Below are 20,894 nucleotides of genomic sequence, written 5' to 3'. Positions count from 1 at the left end.
TGGTTATGCTGCCGCCTGTACTGGCCCTATCGCCGGCAAGCCAGCTCCCACAGGTACTGCACAGGTCTTGGGCATTGTGCAGTCACTGTGGGAGCTGGCTTGCCGGCGATAGGGCCAGTAAAGGCGACATCATTGCTTGGGAAACAGCACATTCCCGCACCGCGAACAGAACGCTGCGCCATGCTCATGGCTCTTCTTGCTGCAGGTCGGGCAATCATGCTGCAGCTGCTCCCCGCGCATGGCATTGGCCAGCTCGGCGGTAAAGATCCCGGTCGGTACGGCGATGATCGAATAACCGGTAATCATCACCAGCGACGACAGCACCTGCCCCAGCGGGGTCTTCGGCACGATGTCGCCAAAGCCTACCGTGGTCAGGGTAACGATGGCCCAGTAGATGCCCTTGGGAATGCTGGTAAAGCCGTGCTCAGGCCCTTCGATCACATACATCAAGGTGCCGAACACCGTCACCAGGGTCGATACCGTCACCAGGAACACGATGATCTTCTGCTTGCTGCCGCGCAGCGCCTCCATCAGGTAATGGGCCTGCTTGAGGTACGGGCTGAGCTTGAGCACACGGAAGATCCGCAGCATCCGTATCACGCGAATGATCAGCAGGTACTGGGCGTCGCTGTAGTACAGCGCGATGATCCCCGGCACGATCGCCAGCAGATCGACCAGGCCATAAAAGCTGAAGGCATAGCGCAGCGGCTTGGGCGAGCAGTACAGGCGGGTGAGGTACTCGGCCAGGAAGATCGCGGTAAAGCCCCACTCGATGCCGGCCAGCAGACCGGCGTAGCCCTGGTGCACTTCGTCGATGCTGTCGAGGATGACGGTAACCAGGCTGGCCAGGATGATCAGCAGGAGGATCTTGTCGAAGCGTCTTCCAGCCACGGTATCGGTCTGGAAGACGATGATGTAGAGCTGCTCGCGCAGGCTCGCAGGGTTGTTCATTGGCTCGTTCCACAAAAGTGATGGGCTGAGCCTAGGGGCTGCATTTCAGCTGTGCAAGCGGCTGGCGTCACGCTGCCTGGGCTGGGCCAGGTGGTTGCCCAGGTGCATCAGCCAGCAGGCGGCGACGAAGGGCGCGGTCAGGCCGGGCACCGGTAGCAGCTTGAACAGCGGTTGCAGTAGCAGGGCCAGGGCAATGGCCAGCAGTGTCACCCACGGCTTTTCACCTTGCCTGCTGAACGCCAGTGCCGCCAGCGCGGCGTTGAAGCCGTACAGGCCCAGCCAGGCGGCTTGCGCCTGGTCGGCGAACAGTGCCACGCCGCCGCCGATGGCCGAGCCGATCACCGCCCACATTGCGGCATAAGGGTTGGCGATGAACATGCCGATGATGATCAGCAGACCGGCCAGCGGCTGGTCGAGCAGGAAGATCTGGCCCACGCCGCGCGCCAACGCGTACAGCGGGTCGGCTTCGACGAAGCCGCTGGGCGAGGGGCTGGCTATCAGCAATACGGCCCAGCCCAGCAGCACGAAGGGTGCGGTGTAGGCGATCAGCAGCTTGCCGCCGCGCTTGCGCCACTGGTGGGTGATGATGCTGGACAGGCCGCCAGCGGCGATGATCAGTGGCGGCAGGATGACCGACCAGGGCAGCACGGCGCTGATCAGGATGCCGATCAGCACGCCGTTGTAGCAGTACAGCCCGGCCTGGCGGTCGGCACGGTCGTAGCCGCGTGCCTGGGCGGTGAGCAGGCCGGCCAGGGCACCGAGCAGGGCACCACCGACCAGGCCGGGGGCGGTCAGCAGGATGGCCAGCAGGCAGCACAGGCCGCACAGGGGGGTGCGCAGCAGCAGCACCTGGCTGAAGCCGTTGAGTAACGCCGTGGCCCAGTCGGGGCACGGGTTGACGAAATTTTTGGTGTACATCGGGGCAGTCAGTGAGGTTGATGGGGAGCGGTGGGCCTCTTTGGGCCTCGGGTTTTCCGCAGGTCTGGTGTTTCTGTGTACAAGGAGGGCTTTGCCCTCCAATCGCCGGCAAGCCAGCTCCCACAGGGATTGCACAGGCCTTTGAAGTGGTGCGATCCCTGTGGGAGCCGGCTTGCCGGCGATGCGGTCAGATCAAGGTCTCGATCCGCAGCGTGTTAGTCGACCCTGGCTTGCCAAAAGGCACACCGGCAGTGATCAGCAGCGTGTCGCCACGGCTGGCCATGCCTTGTGCCTGGGCAATCTCCAGCGCAGTGGAAACGACCTCGTCCACCTGGCGCAGGCGGTCGTTGACCACCGAGTGCACGCCCCACGCTACGCTCAGGCGGCGCGCAGTGGTCAGGTTCGGGGTCAGGTTGAGGATCGGGGCCCGTGGCCGCTCGCGGGCCGCGCGCAGGGTCGAGGCGCCCGACTCGCTGTAGTTGACCAGCACTGCCACCGGCAGGATGCCGCTGATACGGCGGATGGCGCAGCTGATGGCGTCCGACACGGTGGCTTCGGCCTTCGGCCGGCCAACGTCGAGCTGGGCCTGGTAGTCCGGGCCGTTCTCCACCTGGCGGATGATCTTGCTCATCATCTGCACGGCTTCCAGCGGGTACTCACCCGAGGCAGTCTCGGCCGACAGCATCACCGCATCGGCACCTTCGGCCACGGCGTTGGCCACATCGGTGACTTCGGCGCGGGTCGGCGCTGGCGAGAAACGCATGGATTCGAGCATCTGCGTGGCCACCACCACCGGTTTGCCCAGTTGGCGGCAGGTGCCGATGATGCGTTTCTGGATCTGCGGCACGCTTTCGGCCGGCACTTCCACGCCCAGGTCGCCACGGGCCACCATGATCGCATCCGCAAGCTCCGCGATGGCTTGCAGCTGTTCGACTGCCGATGGCTTTTCGATCTTCGCCATCAGGTAGGCACGGTCACCGATCAGCTGGCGTGCTTCGGTGATGTCTTCGGGGCGCTGCACGAACGACAGGGCCACCCAGTCCACGCCCAGTTCCAGGCCGAAGGCCAGGTCGCGGCGGTCTTTTTCGGTGAGCGGGGAGAGGTCGAGCACCGCTTGCGGCACGTTGACTCCCTTGCGATCGGACAGCTCGCCACCGGCCAGCACTTCGGTGTCGATGGCGTCGCTGTGCTTGGCGGTGACGCGCAGGCGCAGCTTGCCGTCGTCCAGCAGCAGGTCCATGCCCGGCTCGAGGGCGGCGATGATCTCGGGGTGCGGCAGGTTGACCCGGCGGCTGTCGCCCGGGGTGTTGTCCAGGTCCAGGCGCAGGGCCTGGCCGCGTTGCAACTGCACCTTGCCGTCGGCAAAGCGGCCGACGCGCAGCTTCGGCCCTTGCAGGTCCATGAGGATACCCAGCGGGTAGTTCAGTTGCTGCTCGACTTCGCGGATCCACTGGTAGCGCAGGGCGTGGTCGGCGTGCTCGCCGTGGCTGAAGTTGAGGCGGAAGATGTTCACCCCGGCTTCTACCAGTTGGCGGATGTCGTCGATGTCTTTGATCGCAGGGCCAAGGGTGGCGAGGATTTTGACTTTTTTATCAGGCGTCATGATTGGGCAGTCTCGAGGATCAGGATGGCGCGGAAGTCGTTGACGTTGGTGCGGGTCGGCTCGGTGACGATCAGCGCATCCAGGGCGGCGAAATAGCCGTAGCCGTTGTTGTTGTCCAGCTCGTCGCTGGCCGACAGGCCCAGGGCTTCGGCACGGGCGTAGCTGGCCGGGGTCATGAAGGCGCCGGCGTTTTCTTCCGAGCCATCGATACCGTCGGTGTCACCGGCCAGGGCGTACACGCCCGGCAGGCCTTTCAGGCTTTCGGTGAGGCTGAGAAGGAACTCGGCGTTGCGCCCGCCACGGCCATTGCCGCGCACGGTCACGGTGGTTTCGCCGCCGGACAGGATCACGCAGGGTGCCTTCAGCGGCTGGCCGTGCTGGACGATCTGCCGGGCGATACCGGCGTGCACCTTGGCCACTTCGCGTGATTCGCCTTCCAGGTCGCCGAGGATCAGCGGGCTGAACCCGGCCTGGCGGGCTTTGACCGCGGCGGCTTCGAGCGACTGCTGGGGCTTGGCGATCAGCTGGAAGTGGCTGCGGGCCAGGGCCGGGTCATCGGCCTTGACGGTTTCCGAGGCTGGGTTGTTGAGCCAGTCGATAACGGCCTTGGGCGCTTCGATGTTGTAGCGCTTGAGGATGGCCAGGGCATCGGCCGAGGTGCTCGGGTCGGCCACGGTAGGGCCGGAGGCGATCACCGTGGCGAGGTCGCCCGGTACATCGGAAATGGCATAGGTGTACACCGTGGCCGGCCAGCAGGCCTTGGCCAGGCGGCCGCCCTTGATCGCCGAGAGGTGCTTGCGCACGCAGTTCATCTCGCCGATGGTGGCGCCGGATTTCAGCAGCGCCTTGTTGATCTGCTGCTTGTCGGCCAGGGTCAGGCCTTCGGCGGGCAGGGCCAGCAGCGCCGAGCCACCGCCGGACAGCAGGAAGATGACGCGGTCGTCTTCACTGAGGTTGCTGACCAGTTCCAGCACGCGTTTTGCCACGGCCAGGCCGGCGGCATCGGGGACCGGGTGAGCAGCTTCTACCACCTCGATCTTCTGGCAGTTGGCGCCGTGACCGTACCGTGTGACAACAAGCCCGGAGACTTCGCCCTGCCAGCTTTTCTCGACCACTTCGGCCATGGCGGCTGCGGCCTTGCCGGCACCGATGACGATGACCCGGCCGCTGCGGTCGGCGGGCAGGTAAGGTTCGAGGACTTGACGGGGGTGGGCGGCGGCGATGGCTGTGTCGAACAGCTCGCGGAGAAGTTTTTGCGGATCGACCGACATGGCAGGCTCCCAATTATTGTTGTTCTGCAGAATCAAAAACGCCCCTGGAACTGCCTCCGTGCAGGCCGAACCAGGGGCGGGTGTTGCTCGGTGCCACCTTTGAAGCTGTGGTCGCAGGTTCAACGGTGTTGGCTTCTTCGCGGGTAAACCCGCTCCCACAGGGACTTCACAGAGGCTGAAGACGGCGTAAATCCTGTGGGAGCGGGTTCACCCGCGAAGAGGCCGGTGAAGGCTAACAATTACTTACTTGTCGTCGCGGATCGAGAAGTTGGCCATGTGCTCCAGGCCTTTGATCAGCGCCGAGTGGTCCCAGTTGCCGCCGCCCAGGGCCTGGCAGGTGTTGAACACTTGCTGGGCATTGGAGGTGTTGGGCAGGTTGATGCCCAGTTCCTTTGCACCCTGCAGGGCGAGGTTCAGGTCCTTCTGGTGCAGGTTGATGCGGAAGCCTGGGTCGAAGGTGCCCTTGATCATGCGCTCGGCGTGCACTTCGAGGATCTTCGACGAGGCGAAGCCGCCCATCAGTGCTTCACGTACCTTGGCCGGGTCGGCGCCGTTCTTGGCGGCGAACAGCAGGGCTTCGGCAACGGCCTGGATGTTCAGGGCAACGATGATCTGGTTGGCCACCTTGGCGGTCTGGCCGTCGCCATTGCCACCGACGCGGGTGATGTTCTTGCCCATGGCTTCGAACAGCGGCAGGGTGCGCTCGAAGGCTTTCGGGCAGCCACCGACCATGATGCTCAGGGTCGCGGCCTTGGCACCGACTTCGCCACCGGACACAGGTGCGTCCAGGTAGGCAGCGCCGGTGGCCTTGATCTTCTCGGCGAAGGCTTTGGTAGCGGTAGGGGAGATCGAGCTCATGTCGATCACGACCTTGTTCGGGCCCACGCCTTCGGCCACGCCGTTGTCACCGAACAGGACGCTCTCGACCTGCGGGGTGTCGGGGACCATGACGATGATGAACTCGGCTTCCTGGGCAACTTCCTTCGGGTTGGCCAGGGCCACGGCACCGGCGGCGATCAGGTCGGCCGGGGCAGCGTCGTGGTGGGTGGAGACGAAGATGCTGTGACCTGCTTTCTGCAGGTTCTGAGCCATGGGCTTGCCCATGATGCCGGTGCCGATGAAACCGATTTTAGCCATGAGAGATTACCTCGTTGTATTTGTTGAATCTCGATGGAGCAGGCTGCACAGGCCCCCTTGTTGGACACAAAACTCTGTGGGAGCGGGTTTACCCGCGAAAGCGGCAGTGAAGCCAGCATCGCATTCGCGGGTGAACCCGCTCCCACAGGGTCAGGCATGTGTCACGGGACCCCGATCAGCCTTAGATTGCGTTATGGGTCTTCAGCCAGCCCAGGCCCGCTTCGGTGGTGGTTAGCGGCTTGTACTCCGCGCCCACCCAGCCCTGGTAGCCGATGCGGTCCAGGTGCTCGAACAGGAAGCGGTAGTTGATCTCGCCGGTGCCTGGCTCGTTGCGGCCGGGGTTGTCGGCCAGCTGGATGTGGTTGATCAGTTTCAGGTTGGCTTCCATGGTACGAGCCAGGTCACCTTCCATGATCTGCATGTGGTAGATGTCGTACTGCAGGAACAGGTTGTCGCTGCCAACCTCGGCCTGGATTTCCAGGGCCTGCTTGGTGGTGTTCAGGTAGAAGCCGGGGATGTCGCGGGTGTTGATCATTTCCATGACCAGGCGGATCCCGGCGGCTTTCAGCTTGTCGGCGGCGTAGCGCAGGTTTTCCACGAAGGTCTTGCGCACGGTGGCGCAGTCCGGGCCTTGTGGGCGAATGCCGGCCAGGGCGTTGACCTGGGTGTTGCCCAGCACCTTGGCGTATTCGATGGCCTTGTCGACACCGGCGCGGAATTCCTCGACGCGGTCAGGGTGGCAGGTGATACCGCGCTCACCCTCGGCCCAATCGCCCGCCGGCAGGTTGAACAGCACCTGGGTCAGGCCGTTGGCGTCCAGCTGCTGCTTGATCTCGGCAGCGCTGAAGTCGTACGGGAAGAGGTATTCGACGCCGCTGAAACCAGCATCGGCGGCAGCCTTGAAGCGGGCCAGGAAGTCCTGTTCGGTGAACAGCATGGACAGGTTGGCAGCGAAGCGAGGCATGTTGTGTCTCCTTGCAATGAAGGCCCCCGGCGCCCTCAGGTAGGGGCCGGCACGGGGGCGTCAGGCGATCAGTCCAGCAGCGAGATGGCGGTTGGCGCGTCGTTGCCGACCAGGGCCAGGTCTTCGAACTCGTTGACCGCGTTGATCTCGGTGCCCATGGAAATGTTGGTCACACGTTCGAGAATCACTTCGACCACCACCGGCACGCGGAACTCTTCGGCCATCTTCTGTGCCTTGAGCAGGGCAGGGGCGATCTCGGCCGGCTCGAATACACGGATGGCCTTGCAGCCCAGGCCTTCGACCACGGCGACATGGTCGACACCGTAGGTGGCGGCGTCGGTCGAGTTGATGTTCTCGAACGCCAGTTGTACACAGTAATCCATGTCGAAGCCACGTTGCGCCTGACGGATCAGGCCCAGGTAGGCGTTGTTCACCAGTACGTGCACGTACGGCAGGTTGAACTGTGCGCCCACCGCCAGCTCTTCGATCATGAACTGGAAGTCGTAGTCACCCGACAGCGCGACCACCTTGCGCTTCGGATCGGCCTTGACCACACCGAGGGCGGCAGGGATGGTCCAGCCCAGCGGGCCGGCCTGGCCGCAGTTGATCCAGTGGCGTGGCTTGTACACGTGCAGGAACTGCGCGCCGGCGATCTGCGACAGGCCGATGGTGCTGACGTAGCAGGTGTCCTTGCCGAATACCTGGTTCATTTCTTCGTAGACGCGCTGCGGCTTGACCGGCACGTTGTCGAAGTGGGTCTTGCGCTGCAGGGTGGCCTTGCGCTCCTGGCAGTCTTCCAGCCAGGCCTTGCGGCACTTCAGCTTGCCAGCGGCTTTCCACTCGCGGGCCACTTCGAGGAACACGTCCAGTGCCTTGCCAGCGTCGGAAACGATACCCAGGTCCGGGGTGAACACGCGGCCGATCTGGGTCGGCTCGATGTCCACGTGCACGAACTTGCGGCCTTCGGTGTAGACGTCAACGGAACCGGTGTGGCGATTGGCCCAGCGGTTACCGATACCGAACACCAGGTCGGATTTCAGCAGGGTGGCGTTGCCATAACGGTGCGAAGTCTGCAGGCCGACCATGCCGACCATCTGTGCGTGGTCGTCCGGGATGGTGCCCCAGCCCATCAGGGTCGGGATTACCGGTACACCGGTCAGTTCGGCGAACTCGACCAGCTTGTCGCTGGCGTCGGCGTTGATGATGCCGCCACCGGCTACCAGCAGCGGGCGCTCGGCGTCATTGAGCAGGGCCAGGGCTTTTTCGGCCTGTACGCGGGTGGCGGACGGCTTGTGCACTGGCAGCGGTTCGTAGGCGTCGATGTCGAATTCGATTTCGGCCATCTGCACATCGAACGGCAGGTCGATCAGTACCGGGCCTGGGCGGCCGGTGCGCATTTCATAGAAGGCCTTTTGGAAGGCATAAGGCACCTGGCCTGGCTCCAGAACGGTGGTGGCCCACTTGGTGACCGGCTTGACGATGTTGGTGATGTCGACAGCCTGGAAGTCTTCCTTGTGCAGGCGGGCACGTGGGGCCTGGCCGGTGATGCAGAGGATCGGGATGGAGTCGGCGGAGGCACTGTACAGGCCGGTGACCATGTCGGTGCCGGCTGGGCCGGAGGTGCCGATGCACACGCCGATGTTGCCCGGGTTGGCACGGGTGTAACCCTCGGCCATGTGCGAGGCGCCTTCGACGTGACGAGCGAGGACGTGATCGATGCCACCGACTTTCTTCAGGGCCGAGTACAACGGGTTGATGGCAGCCCCCGGGATGCCGAACGCGGTATCTACACCTTCACGGCGCATGACCAGAACGGCTGCATCGATTGCTCTCATTTTGCTCATGGTTTGTGCCTCATCGATTTTGTAATTGTATACAACTTGCTTTGTGCCAGAGTGTATTCACGGCTGGCCGCTTAGGTCAACGGGTTTTCGTCGGCGGACGTCGCTTTCGTTCGAGCGCCCGTGAAAACGGAGGTTTGCGCCATCGCATACGATCGTTTCAAAATATTGTATACAAAAATATCTTCCGTTGTGTTCTATTTGTTCTATCGGTTTTCAACTGCCCTCAGGGCTTCTCACAACAAGAAGAGGACCTTTCCATGAACGCTTTGAACCTGAAAGTCGCGGTCAGCCTGGTGAATGCCGCGCTGGCGGCGGGCCGCAAGATCAATGCCGCGCCACTGACCGTGGCGGTGCTGGATGCCGGCGGCCACTTGCTGGCGCTGCAACGCGAGGATGGCGCCAGCCTGATCCGGCCGGAGGTGGCCACCGGCAAGGCCTGGGGCGCGATTGCCCTGGGCAAGGGCTCGCGCCTGCTGGCGCTGGACGCGCAGCAGCGGCCGGCATTTTTTGCCGCGCTGAACGGGTTGGGCGAGCGACCGGTGGTGCCAGCGCCGGGTGGCGTGCTGGTGCGTGATCAGGACGGCAAGGTGCTGGGCGCGGTAGGGATCAGCGGGGATACGTCGGATATCGACGAGCAGTGCGCGATCAGTGCGATCGAGGAGGTGGGGTTGAAGGCGGATGCCGGTGTAGCAGCCTAATTCTCTATCTTCTGTTCCGGCCTATTCGCGGGTGAACCCGCTCCCACAGGATCATCACAGGCTTGAAGCTCGTGGTGGCCCTGTGGGAGCGGGTTCACCCGCGAAGAAGCCAACGCCGGGGGTCAGGCCACCTCGGGCTCACACCCCTTGAGCACCATGCGGATGATGGTCTCTGCCGCCGCATCATAATCGCTGTCGGCCAGCTTGGCCTTGCCGGTCACCGCAGAGATCTGCCAGTCGAAATCGGCATAGGTCTGGGTCGCTGCCCAGATGCTGAACATCAGGTGATGCGCATCCACATGGGCGATCTGCCCGCGGTCGATCCAGCGCTGGATGCACTCGATGTTATGCCGCGCCTGCTCGTTCAGCTGCGCTACCTGGTTCGGCGACAGGTGCGGGGCACCGTGCATGATCTCGCTGGCGAACACCTTGGACGCATGCGGCAGGTCGCGGGAAATGCGGATCTTCGAGCGGATGTACGCACTCAGCACTTCCTTCGGGTCACCGTCGGCATTGAACGGGGTCGACGCCTGCATGATCGGCGCAATGATGCTTTCCAGGACCTCGCGGTAGAGGTTGTCCTTGGATTTGAAGTAGTAATACACGTTCGGCTTGGGCAGGCCGGCCTTGGCCGCGATATCGCTGGTCTTGGTGGCGGCGAAGCCCTTGTCGGCGAATTCCTCGCTGGCCGCGCGCAGGATCAGTTCCTTGTTGCGCTCGCGAATGGTGCTCATGGTCAGGGATCTTCCTCGTGTCTGGCCACCTCTAAGAGGGATCGGGCATGGTAGCACCGGGCTCGACGGGCGCTCAAGGCAGCGGCTTTGGGCTAGAATCCTGGGCACTCACTCTTCTGGATACAGGCAAACATGGCAGGAAGCAGTCTACTGGTACTGATCGACGACATCGCCACGGTGCTTGATGACGTCTCGGTGATGACCAAGGTGGCGGCGAAAAAGACCGCAGGCGTGCTGGGCGATGACCTGGCACTGAATGCCCAGCAGGTCACCGGGGTGCGTGCCGAGCGCGAGATCCCGGTGGTGTGGGCTGTGGCCAAGGGCTCGATGGTGAACAAGGCCATCCTGGTGCCGGCGGCGCTGCTGATCAGTGCGTTCATCCCCTGGGCGGTGACGCCGTTGCTGATGCTGGGCGGCGCCTACCTGTGCTTCGAGGGTTTCGAGAAGCTGGCGCACAAGTTCCTGCACAGCAAGGCCGAGACTGACGCCGAGCATGAAGCGCTCAAGGAGGCGGTGGCCGATGCCAATGTCGACCTGGTGGCGTTCGAGAAAGCCAAGATCAAGGGCGCGGTACGTACCGACTTCATCCTTTCGGCGGAAATCATCGCCATCACCCTGGGCATCGTTGCCGACTCGCCGTTGACCCAGCAGATCGTCGTGCTGTCGGGTATCGCGGTGGTCATGACCATCGGCGTGTACGGGCTGGTGGGCGGTATCGTCAAGCTCGATGACCTGGGGCTGTGGATGACCCAGAAGGCTTCACGCCTGGCCAGGGCGGTGGGTAACGGCATTCTGCGTGCCGCGCCATACATGATGAAGAGCCTGTCGGTGATCGGCACGGCGGCCATGTTCCTGGTCGGTGGCGGGATCCTGGTGCATGGCATCGGGCCGCTGCATCACGCCATCGAGGCGTTCAGTGAAGGGCGTGGCGGGGCGTTGACCGTGGCGCTGCTGAACGGCGGTGTCGGGGTTGTGGCCGGTGCCGTGGTGCTGGCGGTGGTGGGCATTGCGGGGAAACTGTGGCGGGCGGTTCGGCCGGCCAACTGAGTTGCATGGCCGGGGCTTTGCCCCGGTTCGCGGGTGAACCCGCTCCCACATGTATAGCGTCTGCCATGAATCCGGTGCGGACCCTGTGGGAGCGGGTTTACCCGCGAATGGGCCGCAAGGCGGCCCCTGTACTCAGATCAGAAGTGAACCTTGAGCAGGAAGCTCATGGTGTTCTGGTCGGTGGTGAAGGCATCGGAATCCTTGATGCCGTACTTGTTCTTCCAGTAGTCGTACTCCACACCCACATACAGCTGCTTCTCGCCCAGGTGCAAGGCCTTGCCCAGGTCATACTTGATCTGCGGGTTGAAGTGCAGGTTGGCCTGGTAGGTGCCGCGGCGGTTCTCGTCGTTGTCCACCACCCAGTCCATGAAACCGTCGATCAGCACATCGGACGAACCGACCGGAATGGTGTACGACCACACCGGGGTGATCTGCCACACGTTGTCGCCGGCGCGGCTGCCGTCGGTGGTGCGGTTGTAGAAGTTCAGCTGGAAGTAGTCGAAGCCAGGGATGTCCAGGTCGAAACCAGGGCCGATCAGGTACGACTCGGTATCACCTTCGCCGAACTCGTAGGTCATCGCCAGCAGCACGTCCTTGACCGGGCCGAAGGCCAGCTTCTGGTCGAAGATCTTGCCGAACGACAGGCGCGGGCTGATTTCGCCGTAGTAGGTGTTCGGGCCGTTGCCCTCATCTTTCTGGCCCTGGTAGAAGATCTTGTCGACAAAGATGAAGTTATCGCCGTACTTCCAGCCATCAGCGTGCTCGAAGGTCACGGTTTGCTGGATCGACGGGTTGACCTTGAAGTTCTTGCCCCACAGGTAGGTCAGGCTGTTGTTCTGCCATTGCAGCAGGTCGCCGCCGAAGGTGGTGCCACAGGCCAGCAGGCCGCCGGCGAGGATCAGGCTGTTGATGGTACGCATTGCGAGTGTCGCTCCCTTGATTGATCTATTGTCAGCGCTCGTTGTTGGCGCTTTTTTGTCTTTTGAGTCAGCTTTTTTCGATAGGCCACAGCTGTTTGGCAAGGGTTGAGCCAACTTTCCTGGGCTGGCAAAACCTTCCTGCTCGACTTCGTTCTGAACGGATGAAAAGGGTCTTTCAGGCTGGCAACACGTTGGCCAACCGCCCGAATTCATTGACTGAGCGGTCAGTAAACGCAGGCAGAATCCCTTCTGCCCTGATCGAGGGGGCGCGCAGATTACTGGCTTGCGCGCCTTGCCTCAAGTGCTCCGTCCTGGAGCAGTGTGGTACAAACTTGTGCGTTTGGTCAGTTTTCTAGAAGTGCACCTTGATCAGGGCACTGGTGACGCTCTGGTTACTGTCGATATTGCCTTGGCTGTCGATGCCGTACTTGTCCTTCCAGTAGCTGTACTCGATGCCCACGTACAGCTGCTTGGCGCCCAGGTTCAGGGCTTTGCCCAGGTCGTACTTGACCTGTGGGTTGAACTGCAGGTTGGCGTGGTAGGTACCACGGCGGGTCTGGTCGTTGTCGACCACCCAGTCCATGTAACCGTCGATCAGAATGTCGGATTTGCCCACCGGAACGGTGTACGAGAAGGCCGGGGTGATCTGCCAGACGTTGTCACCGGGGCGGCTGCCTTCGGTGTTGCGCAGGTAGAAGTTGAGGGTGAAGTAGTTGAAGCCGGGGATGTCCAGGTCGAAGCCGGGGCCGATCAGGTAGGCCTCGTTGTCGCCCTCGCCACGCTCGTAGGTCATGGCCAGCAGCACATCCTTGATCGGGCCGAACGCCAGCTTCTGGTCGAAGATCTTGCCGAACGACAGGCGCGGGCTGAACTCACCGTAGTAGCTGGTCACGCCTTTGCCCGGGTCGGGCTTGCCGTTGTAGAAGACCTTGTCGACGAACATGAAGGTATCGCCGTACTTCCATTTGTTGGCGTGCTCGAAGGTCACTGTCTGCTGGATGCGTGGGTTGACCTTGAAATCCTTGCCGTACAGGTAGGTCAGGCTTTCGCCATGCCACTGCAGCCATTCGCCAGCGTGGGCGGGGAGGGTGGCCAGCAGGCTGCTACCCAGCAAGAGGGACGAGGTGATGCGTTTCATGTTGTGGTTCCCGGACTTATTGTTTTTGTTGGGTTTTTTTGGCGCACAGGCGCCCCGGACGGCCCATTCCGGCGGGCCGACGGTGTAGCGTTTACGGCGAATTCGAGGCGGGGCGGCAGTGCGCCGCCCCCCTTGCTCAATGTTGGTGACAGGCTTCGTTGTGCACCGCGCGGTCGGCACCACCAAGGATGTTGAACAGCACGTTCAACACCAGGGCACTGACCGTGGCCATGGCGATGCCACTGTGGGTGATGGGTTCCATCCACTGGGGCATCTGGGCGAAGAACTCCGGACGCACCACGGGGATCAACCCGAAGCCGACGCTCACCGCAACCAGCAGCTGGTTGCGACGGTCGCCGATGTCCGCCTCCTGGAGAATCTTGATCCCGGTGGCGGTGACCATGCCGAACATGGCGATGGACGCGCCGCCCAGTACCGCAGGCGGGATCGAGGCAATCAGGAAGGCCGCCTTGGGCAGCAGGCTGAGCAGGATCAGCAGTGCACCGGCCACGATGGTGACATAGCGGCAGCGCACCCCGGTCATCTGCACCAGGCCGATGTTCTGGGCGAATGAGGAGTGGGTGAAGGTGTTGAAGAAGCCGGCGATGAACGACGCGCCGGCATCGCACAGCAGGCCGCGGCGCAGCATCCCTGGGGTAACTTCACGATCGGTCACCTTGCCCAGGGCCAGGAACATGCCGGTGGACTCGACGAAGATGATCACCACCACCAGGCACATGGACAGGATCGGTGCCAGGCTGAAGGTCGGCATGCCGAAGTGCAGTGGGGTCACCACTTGCAGCCACGGTGCGTCGTTCAGGCCCGACAGGTCGACCATGCCGATGGAGCCGGCCAGGATGTAGCCCAGGCCCATGCCCACCAGCACCGACACGTTGACCCAGAAACCGCGCATGAAACGGTTGATCAGCAGGATTACCGCCAGCACCAGGCCGGCCACCAGCAGGTAGATCGGCGAGCCGAAGGTATCTGCCTGTTGGCCGCCACCGGCCCAGTTGACTGCCACCGGGAACAGCGACAGGCCAATCGAGGTGATCACCGTGCCGGTGACCAGTGGCGGGAAGAAGCGTACGACCTTGGACATGAACGGCGCGATCAGCATGCCGAAGAACCCGGCGGCGATGGTCGCGCCGAAGATCCCCTGCAGGCCCACGCCAGGCATGCCGGCCATGGCCACCATGCTGCCGACGGCAGCGAAACTGGCACCCATCATCACCGGCATGCGGATGCCCACCGGGCCGATACCGAAGGACTGGATGATGGTAGCGACGCCAGCGACCAGCAGGTCGGCGTTGATCAGGAAAGCGACTTCTTCACGGGACAACCCGGCGGCCTGGCCGATGATCAATGGCACGGCGATGGCGCCACCGTACATCAGCAGAACGTGTTGCAGGCCAACCAGGATCAGTTGGAACAGGGGCAAGGGCTCGCGCGGCGGCGCAACAGGGATGTACGCCTTGCGTGACTCGGACATGCAGCACCTCGAGTTTTGTTTTTATTCTCGGATCCAAGCGCCGGCCTCAGGCGGCAGGCTTCCGGTTAAGAGAGCCTGAGGTTCCCGCTTGAGGCTGAACGCTCGATGCTTGCTTGTTGCGTATGTCTTGAAACAGAGGCCGGGAGTGCCGGCCTCTTCGCGGGTGAACCCGCTCCCACAGGGGGCGGTGTTATCCCGACAATTGTGTTTCAGTTGACCGGGGCGCCTTTGGCGATCCAGTCACCGACCAGCTTGCGCTCTTCGGTGGTCATCTGGGTGATGTTGCCCAGCGGCATGATCTGGCTGGCGACCGCTTGCGCCTGGATGCGCGCGGCCTGGGCCTGGATCTGCTGCGGGGTGTCGAACATCACGCCGGCAGGGGCGGCGCTGAACAGTGGGCTGGTCGGCTTGGACGAGTGGCACACGGTGCAGCGTTCCTGGATGACATTGTGGATCTTGTCGAAGCTCTCGCCGCCAGCCTGGGCCGTGGCCTGGGCAGGGGCTTCGGCCGGCGCGGCAGGCACTGCGGCAGCCTTGGCGGCGTCCTCGGCGCGTTGCTCGGCAGCGGTCTTGCCACCTACAGCGGTCGCAGGCAGTGGCTGGTACTCGACCTTCGCCGCGGCTTGCTCAGGGCTGACGGCCATCGGTTTCGGACCGGTGACGTAGGCCAGGCAGATCATCGCCAGGGCGCCGACCGGCAGGGTCCAGGCGTACTTGTTGCTGTCGTGGCGGGTGTTGAAGTAGTGGCGGATCAGGACCGCGGCTACTGCGATACCGGCCAGGATCAGCCAGTTGTACTGGCTACCGTAGGTGCTCGGGAAGTGGTTGCTGATCATGATGAACAGCACCGGCAGGGTGAAGTAGTTGTTGTGGCGCGAGCGCAGCAGGCCCTTGGCCGGCAGTACCGGGTCTGGGGTCTGGTTGTTCTCGATCGCAGCCACCAGCTGGCGCTGGGCCGGCATGATGATGCGGAACACGTTGCCGACCATGATGGTGCCGATGATCGCGCCGGTGTGCAGGTACGCACCACGGCCGCTGAACACCAGGCTGAAGCCCCAGCATGCGGCGATGATCAGCACGAACAGTACAGCACCGAGCAGCGCTGGCTTCTTGCCCAGGGGCGAGTCGCACAGGAAGTCGTAGATGAACCAGCCGGCGATCAGCGAGCCGATACCGATGGCCACGCCTTCGGCACCGCTAAGGGTGCTGCCAGGGGCCAGCAGGTACAGGGTCGGGTTCCAGTAGAACACCACGCACAGCAGGGCGATACCGGACATCCAGGTGAAGTAGGCTTCCCATTTGAACCAGTGCAGGTTCTCGGGCATTTTCGGGGGTGCGAGCTTGTATTTCTCCAGGTGGTAGATACCACCGCCGTGAATTGCCCAGAGATCACCCGACAACCCATCGCGCGGGTTGCTTCGATTCAGGTGGTTCTCCAGCCAGACGAAGTAGAACGATGCACCGATCCAGGCGACACCGGTGATCATGTGAACCCAGCGAATGCTCAGGTTCAGCCATTCGTGAAGGTGTGCTTCCACAGTATGTACCTCTTGCCGGTCACCCGCTCGGGCAATGCCCTTGAATGACCGACCTTTTCTTATTGGTGGGGATTGAGGACCAGCATCTGTTCCTCGGTGAAGTAATGCTCGTCGCAGTTGTTGCCGGAACCACTGCGATCAACCACCAGGAAGTCATCCCGCTTTTCGATCGTCAGCACCGGGTGGTGCCAGACGCCGCGATGGTAATTGACGCCCTGCCTGCCATTACTGCGGAAGGCTCGGACCAAACCTGATACAGGTGCATCGCCAACTGGCGCGACCACGATCAGAAAGGGGTTGCCGAGCAGCGGGATGAAAGCCTGGCTGCCCAGCGGATGGCGTTCCAGCATGCGCACGGTCAGCGGCATGTCCAGCGCGTCGGCGCGGAAGATGCTGATGATCGCCTTGTCTTCAGGCTCGGCGGTTTCGACCGTGGCGAGCTTGTGGAAGCGCATGGTCGAGCCGTTGTTGATCATGAAGTGGTCGCTGCCGTCGGTTTCGATCACGTCTCCGAAAGGGGCGAAGGCTTCTTTGGTCAGGGGCTCGATCATCAGGGTGCGCATGCGGATATCTCTTCTATGTTCGTTGTTCTGGATAAGGCTCAAGCGTTGCGGCGGCTTTACAGCTGCAGCAGGCGGAACAGGGCGATCAGGTTGATCTGCGCCAGGGCTTCCTTGAATTCGGCATCGGCATCGTTGTGGATGCGTTTTTCGAAGGAGGCGAGGATCTGGTGCCGGTTGCTGCCTTTAACCGCCATGATGAACGGGAACTGGAACTTCGCCTTGTAGGCGTCGTTCAGCTCGGTGAAACGGGCGAACTCTTCGGCGGTGCACTGGTGAATACCGGCGCCGGCCTGCTCGTTGGTGCTCGATTCGGTCAGCTCGCCCTGGATGGCGGCCTTGCCGGCCAGGTCCGGGTGAGCGTTGATCAGCGCCAGCTGGTCGGCGTGGTTGGCGCTGAGCAGGATGTCGCTCATGCGCTGGTGCAGCGCCTCGATCTCGTCCAGCTCGCCCAGTTGGCCCAGGTCATAGGCTTTTTCGGCTACCCACGGCGAGTGCTCGTAGATGTCGGAGAATGCCTTGACGAAGGCGTCACGGCCCAGGGCGGATGGCTTGAGGGTGTTGAAGGCGGTCATCAGGCGTTCTCTTTCTTGTACGGGTGGGTGGCGTGCCAGTGGCGGGCGATGTCCACGCGACGGGCGAACCAGACCTGGTCATGGCTTTTTGCGTAATCGACGAAGCGCTTCAGTGCAGCCAGGCGTGCCGGGCGGCCGACCAGGCGGCAGTGCAGGCCGATGGACAGCATTTTCGGTGCTTCGGCGCCTTCGGCGTACAGCACATCGAAGGCGTCCTTCAGGTACTGGAAGAACTGCTCGCCGCAGTTGAAGCCCTGTACCTGGGTGAAGCGCATGTCGTTGGTATCGAGGGTGTAGGGGATCACCAGGTGCGGCTTGCCGGTAGAGTTGTTCGGCTCCCAGTAGGGCAGGTCGTCGTCATAGGTGTCGCTGTCGTACAGGAAGCCACCTTCCTCCATCACCAGGCGACGGGTGTTCGGGCCGGTGCGGCCGGTGTACCAGCCCAGCGGGCGCTCGCCGGTGATTTCGGTGAGGATGCGGATGGCTTCGAGCATGTGCTCGCGCTCCTGGGCCTCGTCCATGTACTGGTAGTCGATCCAGCGGTAGCCGTGGCTGCAGATTTCATGGCCGGCCTCGGCCATGGCGCGGATCACGTCGGGGTGGCGCTGGGCGGCCATGGCCACGGCGAAGATGGTCAGTGGCACGCCGCTGTCCTTGAACAGCTTCAGCAGGCGCCATACGCCGGCGCGGCTGCCGTATTCGTACAGCGATTCCATGCTCATGTTGCGCACGCCCTGCAGTGGCTGGGCGGCGACCATTTCCGAGAGGAATGCTTCAGACTCCTTGTCGCCGTGCAGGATGTTGCGTTCGCCACCTTCCTCGTAGTTGAGGACGAAAGACAGCGCGATGCGAGCGTTGCCCGGCCATTGCGGGTGAGGAGGGTTGTTGCCGTAACCGATCAGGTCGCGAGGGTAGTCAGCGCTCACTGCAGTCTTCCTTCTTGTGCGTTAGTGCGGGGGGTGGGCGGACCGCGTCGGTATGTCGCACCACCGGATGGGCTGATTGTATACAACTTCTGAAATCTTTTGTAAGCCTGTTTTTCCGCATTTCTTCCCTTTTGTCGCCTCGCAGCGACCTGGAAAAACAGTGCAAGAAACCTGCCTGATTGGTCAGCTAATGACGTTGGCGTCTTTACGGCGTCTGTATTTGCGACCGATGGGTCGTTTATGGGCAAGAAACGGCGGGTGCGACAGAAGGGCTCAAAAAATTGTGTACAATTTTGCGGTGGAATGTCTTAATGGCGTCATTCCCGCACATCTCAGGCCCTTTGGCGTGATGATGGCCGTGTATTTTTTGCCCACAGATTGAACAAGAGGCGACAAGCAATGGGACGTTTGACCACACACGTACTGGATGCCGCGCATGGCTGCCCGGGCAGCTCGATCAAGGTCGAGCTGTACCGTGTCGAAGGCCAGCAGCTGGAGCTGGTGAACACTGCCCTGACCAACAGCGATGGCCGTGTCGACGCGCCGCTGCTGCAGGGTGACGACTACCGTACCGGCGTCTACCAGCTGCAGTTCAGCGCTGGCGACTACTACCGCGCTCGCGGTGTACAGCTGCCGGCCCAGGCGTTCCTGGATGTTGTCGTGCTGCGCTTTGGCATCGACGAGCAGCAGGAGCACTACCACGTGCCGTTGCTGATCTCGCCGTACAGCTATTCGACCTATCGTGGAAGCTAGTTGGTCGCTAGAAGAATCTTCGTAGGTCCTTTGGCCCGCTCTCACACTGGCGGGCTTTTTTTCGTCTGCTGTTTTTGTATCGCCTGCACCGGCCTCTTCGCGGGCTTGCCCGCTCCCACAGGTACGGCGCCGGGTTTGAAGGCTGTGGTGATCCTGTGGGAGCGGGCAAGCCCGCGAAGAGGCCGGTACAGGCTGTAGAAATAAAGAAAGGGCGCCGAGGCGCCCTTGGTTGGTGCAGCAGGGTTCAGAGGAACACGAACTTGGCAATGAAGATCGCGCACAGCACCCACAGGCTGGCGGAGATTTCCTTGTATTTGCCAGTACCTGCCTTCAGCGCCACATAGCTGATGAAGCCCAGGGCAATACCGTCGGCGACCGAGAAAGTCAGCGGCATCATGATCACCGTGACGATCGCCGGAATGCTGTCGGTGGCCTCGTCCCAGTGGATATGCGCCATGCTGCCCATCATCAGCATTGCCACGTAGATCAGCGCACCGGCGGTGGCATAGGCTGGAATCATCCCGGCCAGCGGGGCGAAGAACATCGCCGCGATGAACAGCAGGCCGACCACCACCGCCGTCAGGCCGGTACGACCACCTGCGGCTACACCGGCAGCACTTTCCACATAACTGGTCACCGGCGGCACGCCGACCACGGCGCCGAACACACTTGAAGCACTGTCAGCCTTCAGCGCCTTCGACAGGTTCTCGATACGCCCGTCCGGCGCCACCAGGTTGGCCCGCTGCGCCACGCCCATCAGGGTGCCGGCGGTGTCGAACATGTGCACGAACAGGAACGCCAGCACCACGCTGATCATGCTGACGTTGAACACGCCAGCCACATCCATGGCCATCCAGGTCGGTGCCAGGCTTGGCGGCATCGACATCACCCCGCCGAATTTCACCAGGCCCAGGCCCCAGCCGGCCAGGGTGACACCGATGATGCTGATCAGGATCGCACCGAACACCCGCTTGTAGCTGAGGATGGCGATCAGCAGGAAGCACACCGCAGCCAGCAGCGGCCCCGGTTCATGCAGCGAGCCCAGCTTGATCAGCGTGGCCGGGCTGTCGACGATGATGCCTGCCGTCTTCAGGCCGATCAGCCCGAGAAACAATCCGACGCCGGCCCCCATGGCATGGCGCAGGCTGACCGGGATGCTGTTGAGCAACCATTCGCGCACTTTCGACAAGGTCAGGAACATGAACAGCACACCCGAGACGAATACTGCGCCCAGTGCCGTTTCCCAGTTGTAGCCCATGGTGCCGACCACGGTGTAGGTGAAGAAGGCGTTAAGCCCCATGCCCGGCGCCAGGCCCACCGGCCAGTTGGCGTACAGGCCCATCAGCAGGCAACCCAGCGCGGCGGCGATGCAGGTGGCGACAAAGGCGGCACCGTGGTCGATACCGGCGTCGGCCATGATGTTGGGGTTGACGAAGATGATGTAGGCCATGGTGATGAAGGTGGTCACCCCGGCGATCATTTCGGTTCTGACGGTGCTGCCGTGTTGCTTGAGTTTGAAAATCCGCTCCAGCCAGCTCGTTTCGAGCGGTGGGGCAAGATCCAGCGTAGGGGCTTCGGATTTGCGGCTTTCCACAGCGAGTACTCCTCAAGTCTTTCTTGTTGTTATGGAGCCAGGGGCCTGAGCAATGCACTTGGCGGCTCCGCGAGGGAAGGCAGACGTCTGACCGGTTTGTTGACTTATGGGTCAAGAAGTTGCTCGGTGGATTATGCTTTTGTGTACAAATAATGCAAATAATGTTTTATGTTTTGTGTGCGCAATGCGTCGTACAACGGCTATATAGGTAAAAGGCCACCTGCAGAAACG

General features: G+C 62.4%; 19 protein-coding genes. 3 read left to right on the top strand and 16 right to left on the bottom strand.

The window, feature by feature from the left end:
• Nucleotides 1-129: 129 nt before the first annotated feature.
• From ABX298_RS02365 to gcl, 7 genes are all read right to left on the bottom strand, one after another.
• Nucleotides 130-951, bottom strand: coding sequence for an ion transporter (locus ABX298_RS02365; RefSeq protein ID WP_013973544.1), 822 nt, complete (start codon nucleotides 949-951; stop codon nucleotides 130-132).
• A gap of 45 nt (nucleotides 952-996) precedes the next feature.
• Nucleotides 997-1,869: an urea transporter gene (locus ABX298_RS02360; protein ID WP_075045894.1), complete on the bottom strand. Its 873-nt coding sequence runs from the start codon at nucleotides 1,867-1,869 to the stop codon at nucleotides 997-999.
• A gap of 187 nt (nucleotides 1,870-2,056) precedes the next feature.
• A complete protein-coding gene (gene pyk, locus ABX298_RS02355) occupies nucleotides 2,057-3,472 on the bottom strand; it encodes a pyruvate kinase (protein ID WP_367394050.1) in 1,416 nt (471 codons plus the stop codon).
• Nucleotides 3,469-4,743, bottom strand: a complete 1,275-nt coding sequence (locus ABX298_RS02350; RefSeq protein WP_025340038.1) for a glycerate kinase — start codon at nucleotides 4,741-4,743, stop codon at nucleotides 3,469-3,471. The genes pyk and ABX298_RS02350 overlap by 4 nt, the downstream gene beginning before the upstream one ends.
• Nucleotides 4,744-4,986: 243 nt before the next feature.
• A complete protein-coding gene (locus ABX298_RS02345; RefSeq protein WP_025340037.1) occupies nucleotides 4,987-5,880 on the bottom strand; it encodes a 2-hydroxy-3-oxopropionate reductase in 894 nt (297 codons plus the stop codon).
• A 181-nt stretch (nucleotides 5,881-6,061) separates the two neighbouring features.
• Nucleotides 6,062-6,844 (bottom strand): hydroxypyruvate isomerase, encoded by a 783-nt coding sequence (hyi, locus tag ABX298_RS02340; protein WP_367394049.1) that lies wholly within the window; start codon nucleotides 6,842-6,844, stop codon nucleotides 6,062-6,064.
• Between the two features lie 68 nt (nucleotides 6,845-6,912).
• Nucleotides 6,913-8,688, bottom strand: a complete 1,776-nt coding sequence (gcl, locus tag ABX298_RS02335) for a glyoxylate carboligase (RefSeq protein ID WP_015271168.1) — start codon at nucleotides 8,686-8,688, stop codon at nucleotides 6,913-6,915.
• A gap of 257 nt (nucleotides 8,689-8,945) precedes the next feature.
• Between gcl and ABX298_RS02330 the strand changes: the two genes are divergently transcribed.
• Nucleotides 8,946-9,386, top strand: coding sequence for a heme-binding protein (locus ABX298_RS02330; RefSeq protein ID WP_013973539.1), 441 nt, complete (start codon nucleotides 8,946-8,948; stop codon nucleotides 9,384-9,386).
• 122 nt (nucleotides 9,387-9,508) lie between these two features.
• Here the strand turns inward: ABX298_RS02330 and ABX298_RS02325 are convergent, their stop codons facing one another.
• Nucleotides 9,509-10,120, bottom strand: a complete 612-nt coding sequence (locus tag ABX298_RS02325; RefSeq protein ID WP_013973538.1) for a TetR/AcrR family transcriptional regulator — start codon at nucleotides 10,118-10,120, stop codon at nucleotides 9,509-9,511.
• 132 nt (nucleotides 10,121-10,252) lie between these two features.
• Between ABX298_RS02325 and ABX298_RS02320 the strand changes: the two genes are divergently transcribed.
• On the top strand, nucleotides 10,253-11,167 hold the full coding sequence (locus ABX298_RS02320; RefSeq protein ID WP_075045892.1) for a DUF808 domain-containing protein: 915 nt from the start codon (nucleotides 10,253-10,255) through the stop codon (nucleotides 11,165-11,167).
• Between the two features lie 137 nt (nucleotides 11,168-11,304).
• On the opposite strand, the gene ABX298_RS02315 is transcribed toward ABX298_RS02320, so the two are convergent.
• From ABX298_RS02315 to puuE, 7 genes are all read right to left on the bottom strand, one after another.
• Entirely contained in the window at nucleotides 11,305-12,087 is a 783-nt protein-coding gene (locus ABX298_RS02315; RefSeq protein WP_025340033.1) for an outer membrane protein OmpK, read from the bottom strand.
• 352 nt (nucleotides 12,088-12,439) lie between these two features.
• Complete coding sequence (locus ABX298_RS02310) at nucleotides 12,440-13,225, bottom strand: outer membrane protein OmpK (protein ID WP_025340032.1); 786 nt, start codon at nucleotides 13,223-13,225, stop codon at nucleotides 12,440-12,442.
• 136 nt (nucleotides 13,226-13,361) lie between these two features.
• Nucleotides 13,362-14,717 carry a nucleobase:cation symporter-2 family protein gene (locus ABX298_RS02305; RefSeq protein WP_013973535.1) on the bottom strand — a complete coding sequence of 452 codons (1,356 nt, stop codon included), beginning with the start codon at nucleotides 14,715-14,717 and terminating at the stop codon, nucleotides 13,362-13,364.
• Between the two features lie 209 nt (nucleotides 14,718-14,926).
• The gene (locus ABX298_RS02300) at nucleotides 14,927-16,255 is read right to left on the bottom strand and encodes a urate hydroxylase PuuD (RefSeq protein WP_286100281.1); all 1,329 of its coding nucleotides are present in this window, start codon (nucleotides 16,253-16,255) and stop codon (nucleotides 14,927-14,929) included.
• A 59-nt stretch (nucleotides 16,256-16,314) separates the two neighbouring features.
• On the bottom strand, nucleotides 16,315-16,818 hold the full coding sequence (locus ABX298_RS02295) for an ureidoglycolate lyase (protein ID WP_003259500.1): 504 nt from the start codon (nucleotides 16,816-16,818) through the stop codon (nucleotides 16,315-16,317).
• Between the two features lie 56 nt (nucleotides 16,819-16,874).
• Nucleotides 16,875-17,390 carry a 2-oxo-4-hydroxy-4-carboxy-5-ureidoimidazoline decarboxylase gene (uraD, locus tag ABX298_RS02290; RefSeq protein ID WP_367394048.1) on the bottom strand — a complete coding sequence of 172 codons (516 nt, stop codon included), beginning with the start codon at nucleotides 17,388-17,390 and terminating at the stop codon, nucleotides 16,875-16,877.
• Complete coding sequence (gene puuE / locus ABX298_RS02285) at nucleotides 17,390-18,316, bottom strand: allantoinase PuuE (protein ID WP_025340029.1); 927 nt, start codon at nucleotides 18,314-18,316, stop codon at nucleotides 17,390-17,392. Before puuE ends, uraD begins: the two co-directional genes overlap by 1 nt.
• 399 nt (nucleotides 18,317-18,715) lie before the next feature.
• On the opposite strand from puuE, the gene uraH reads away from it, so the two are divergent.
• Nucleotides 18,716-19,069 (top strand): hydroxyisourate hydrolase, encoded by a 354-nt coding sequence (gene uraH / locus ABX298_RS02280; protein WP_003259496.1) that lies wholly within the window; start codon nucleotides 18,716-18,718, stop codon nucleotides 19,067-19,069.
• Between the two features lie 244 nt (nucleotides 19,070-19,313).
• On the opposite strand, the gene ABX298_RS02275 is transcribed toward uraH, so the two are convergent.
• Complete coding sequence (locus tag ABX298_RS02275; RefSeq protein ID WP_153671158.1) at nucleotides 19,314-20,633, bottom strand: NCS2 family permease; 1,320 nt, start codon at nucleotides 20,631-20,633, stop codon at nucleotides 19,314-19,316.
• Nucleotides 20,634-20,894 lie beyond the last annotated feature (261 nt).

The sequence above is a fragment of the Pseudomonas sp. X4 genome (assembly GCF_040784925.1).
Lineage (GTDB): Bacteria > Pseudomonadota > Gammaproteobacteria > Pseudomonadales > Pseudomonadaceae > Aquipseudomonas > Aquipseudomonas putida_Z.
The sequence above is the reverse complement of the archived record's forward strand: the minus strand, read 5'-3'. Positions and strand labels throughout refer to the sequence as shown.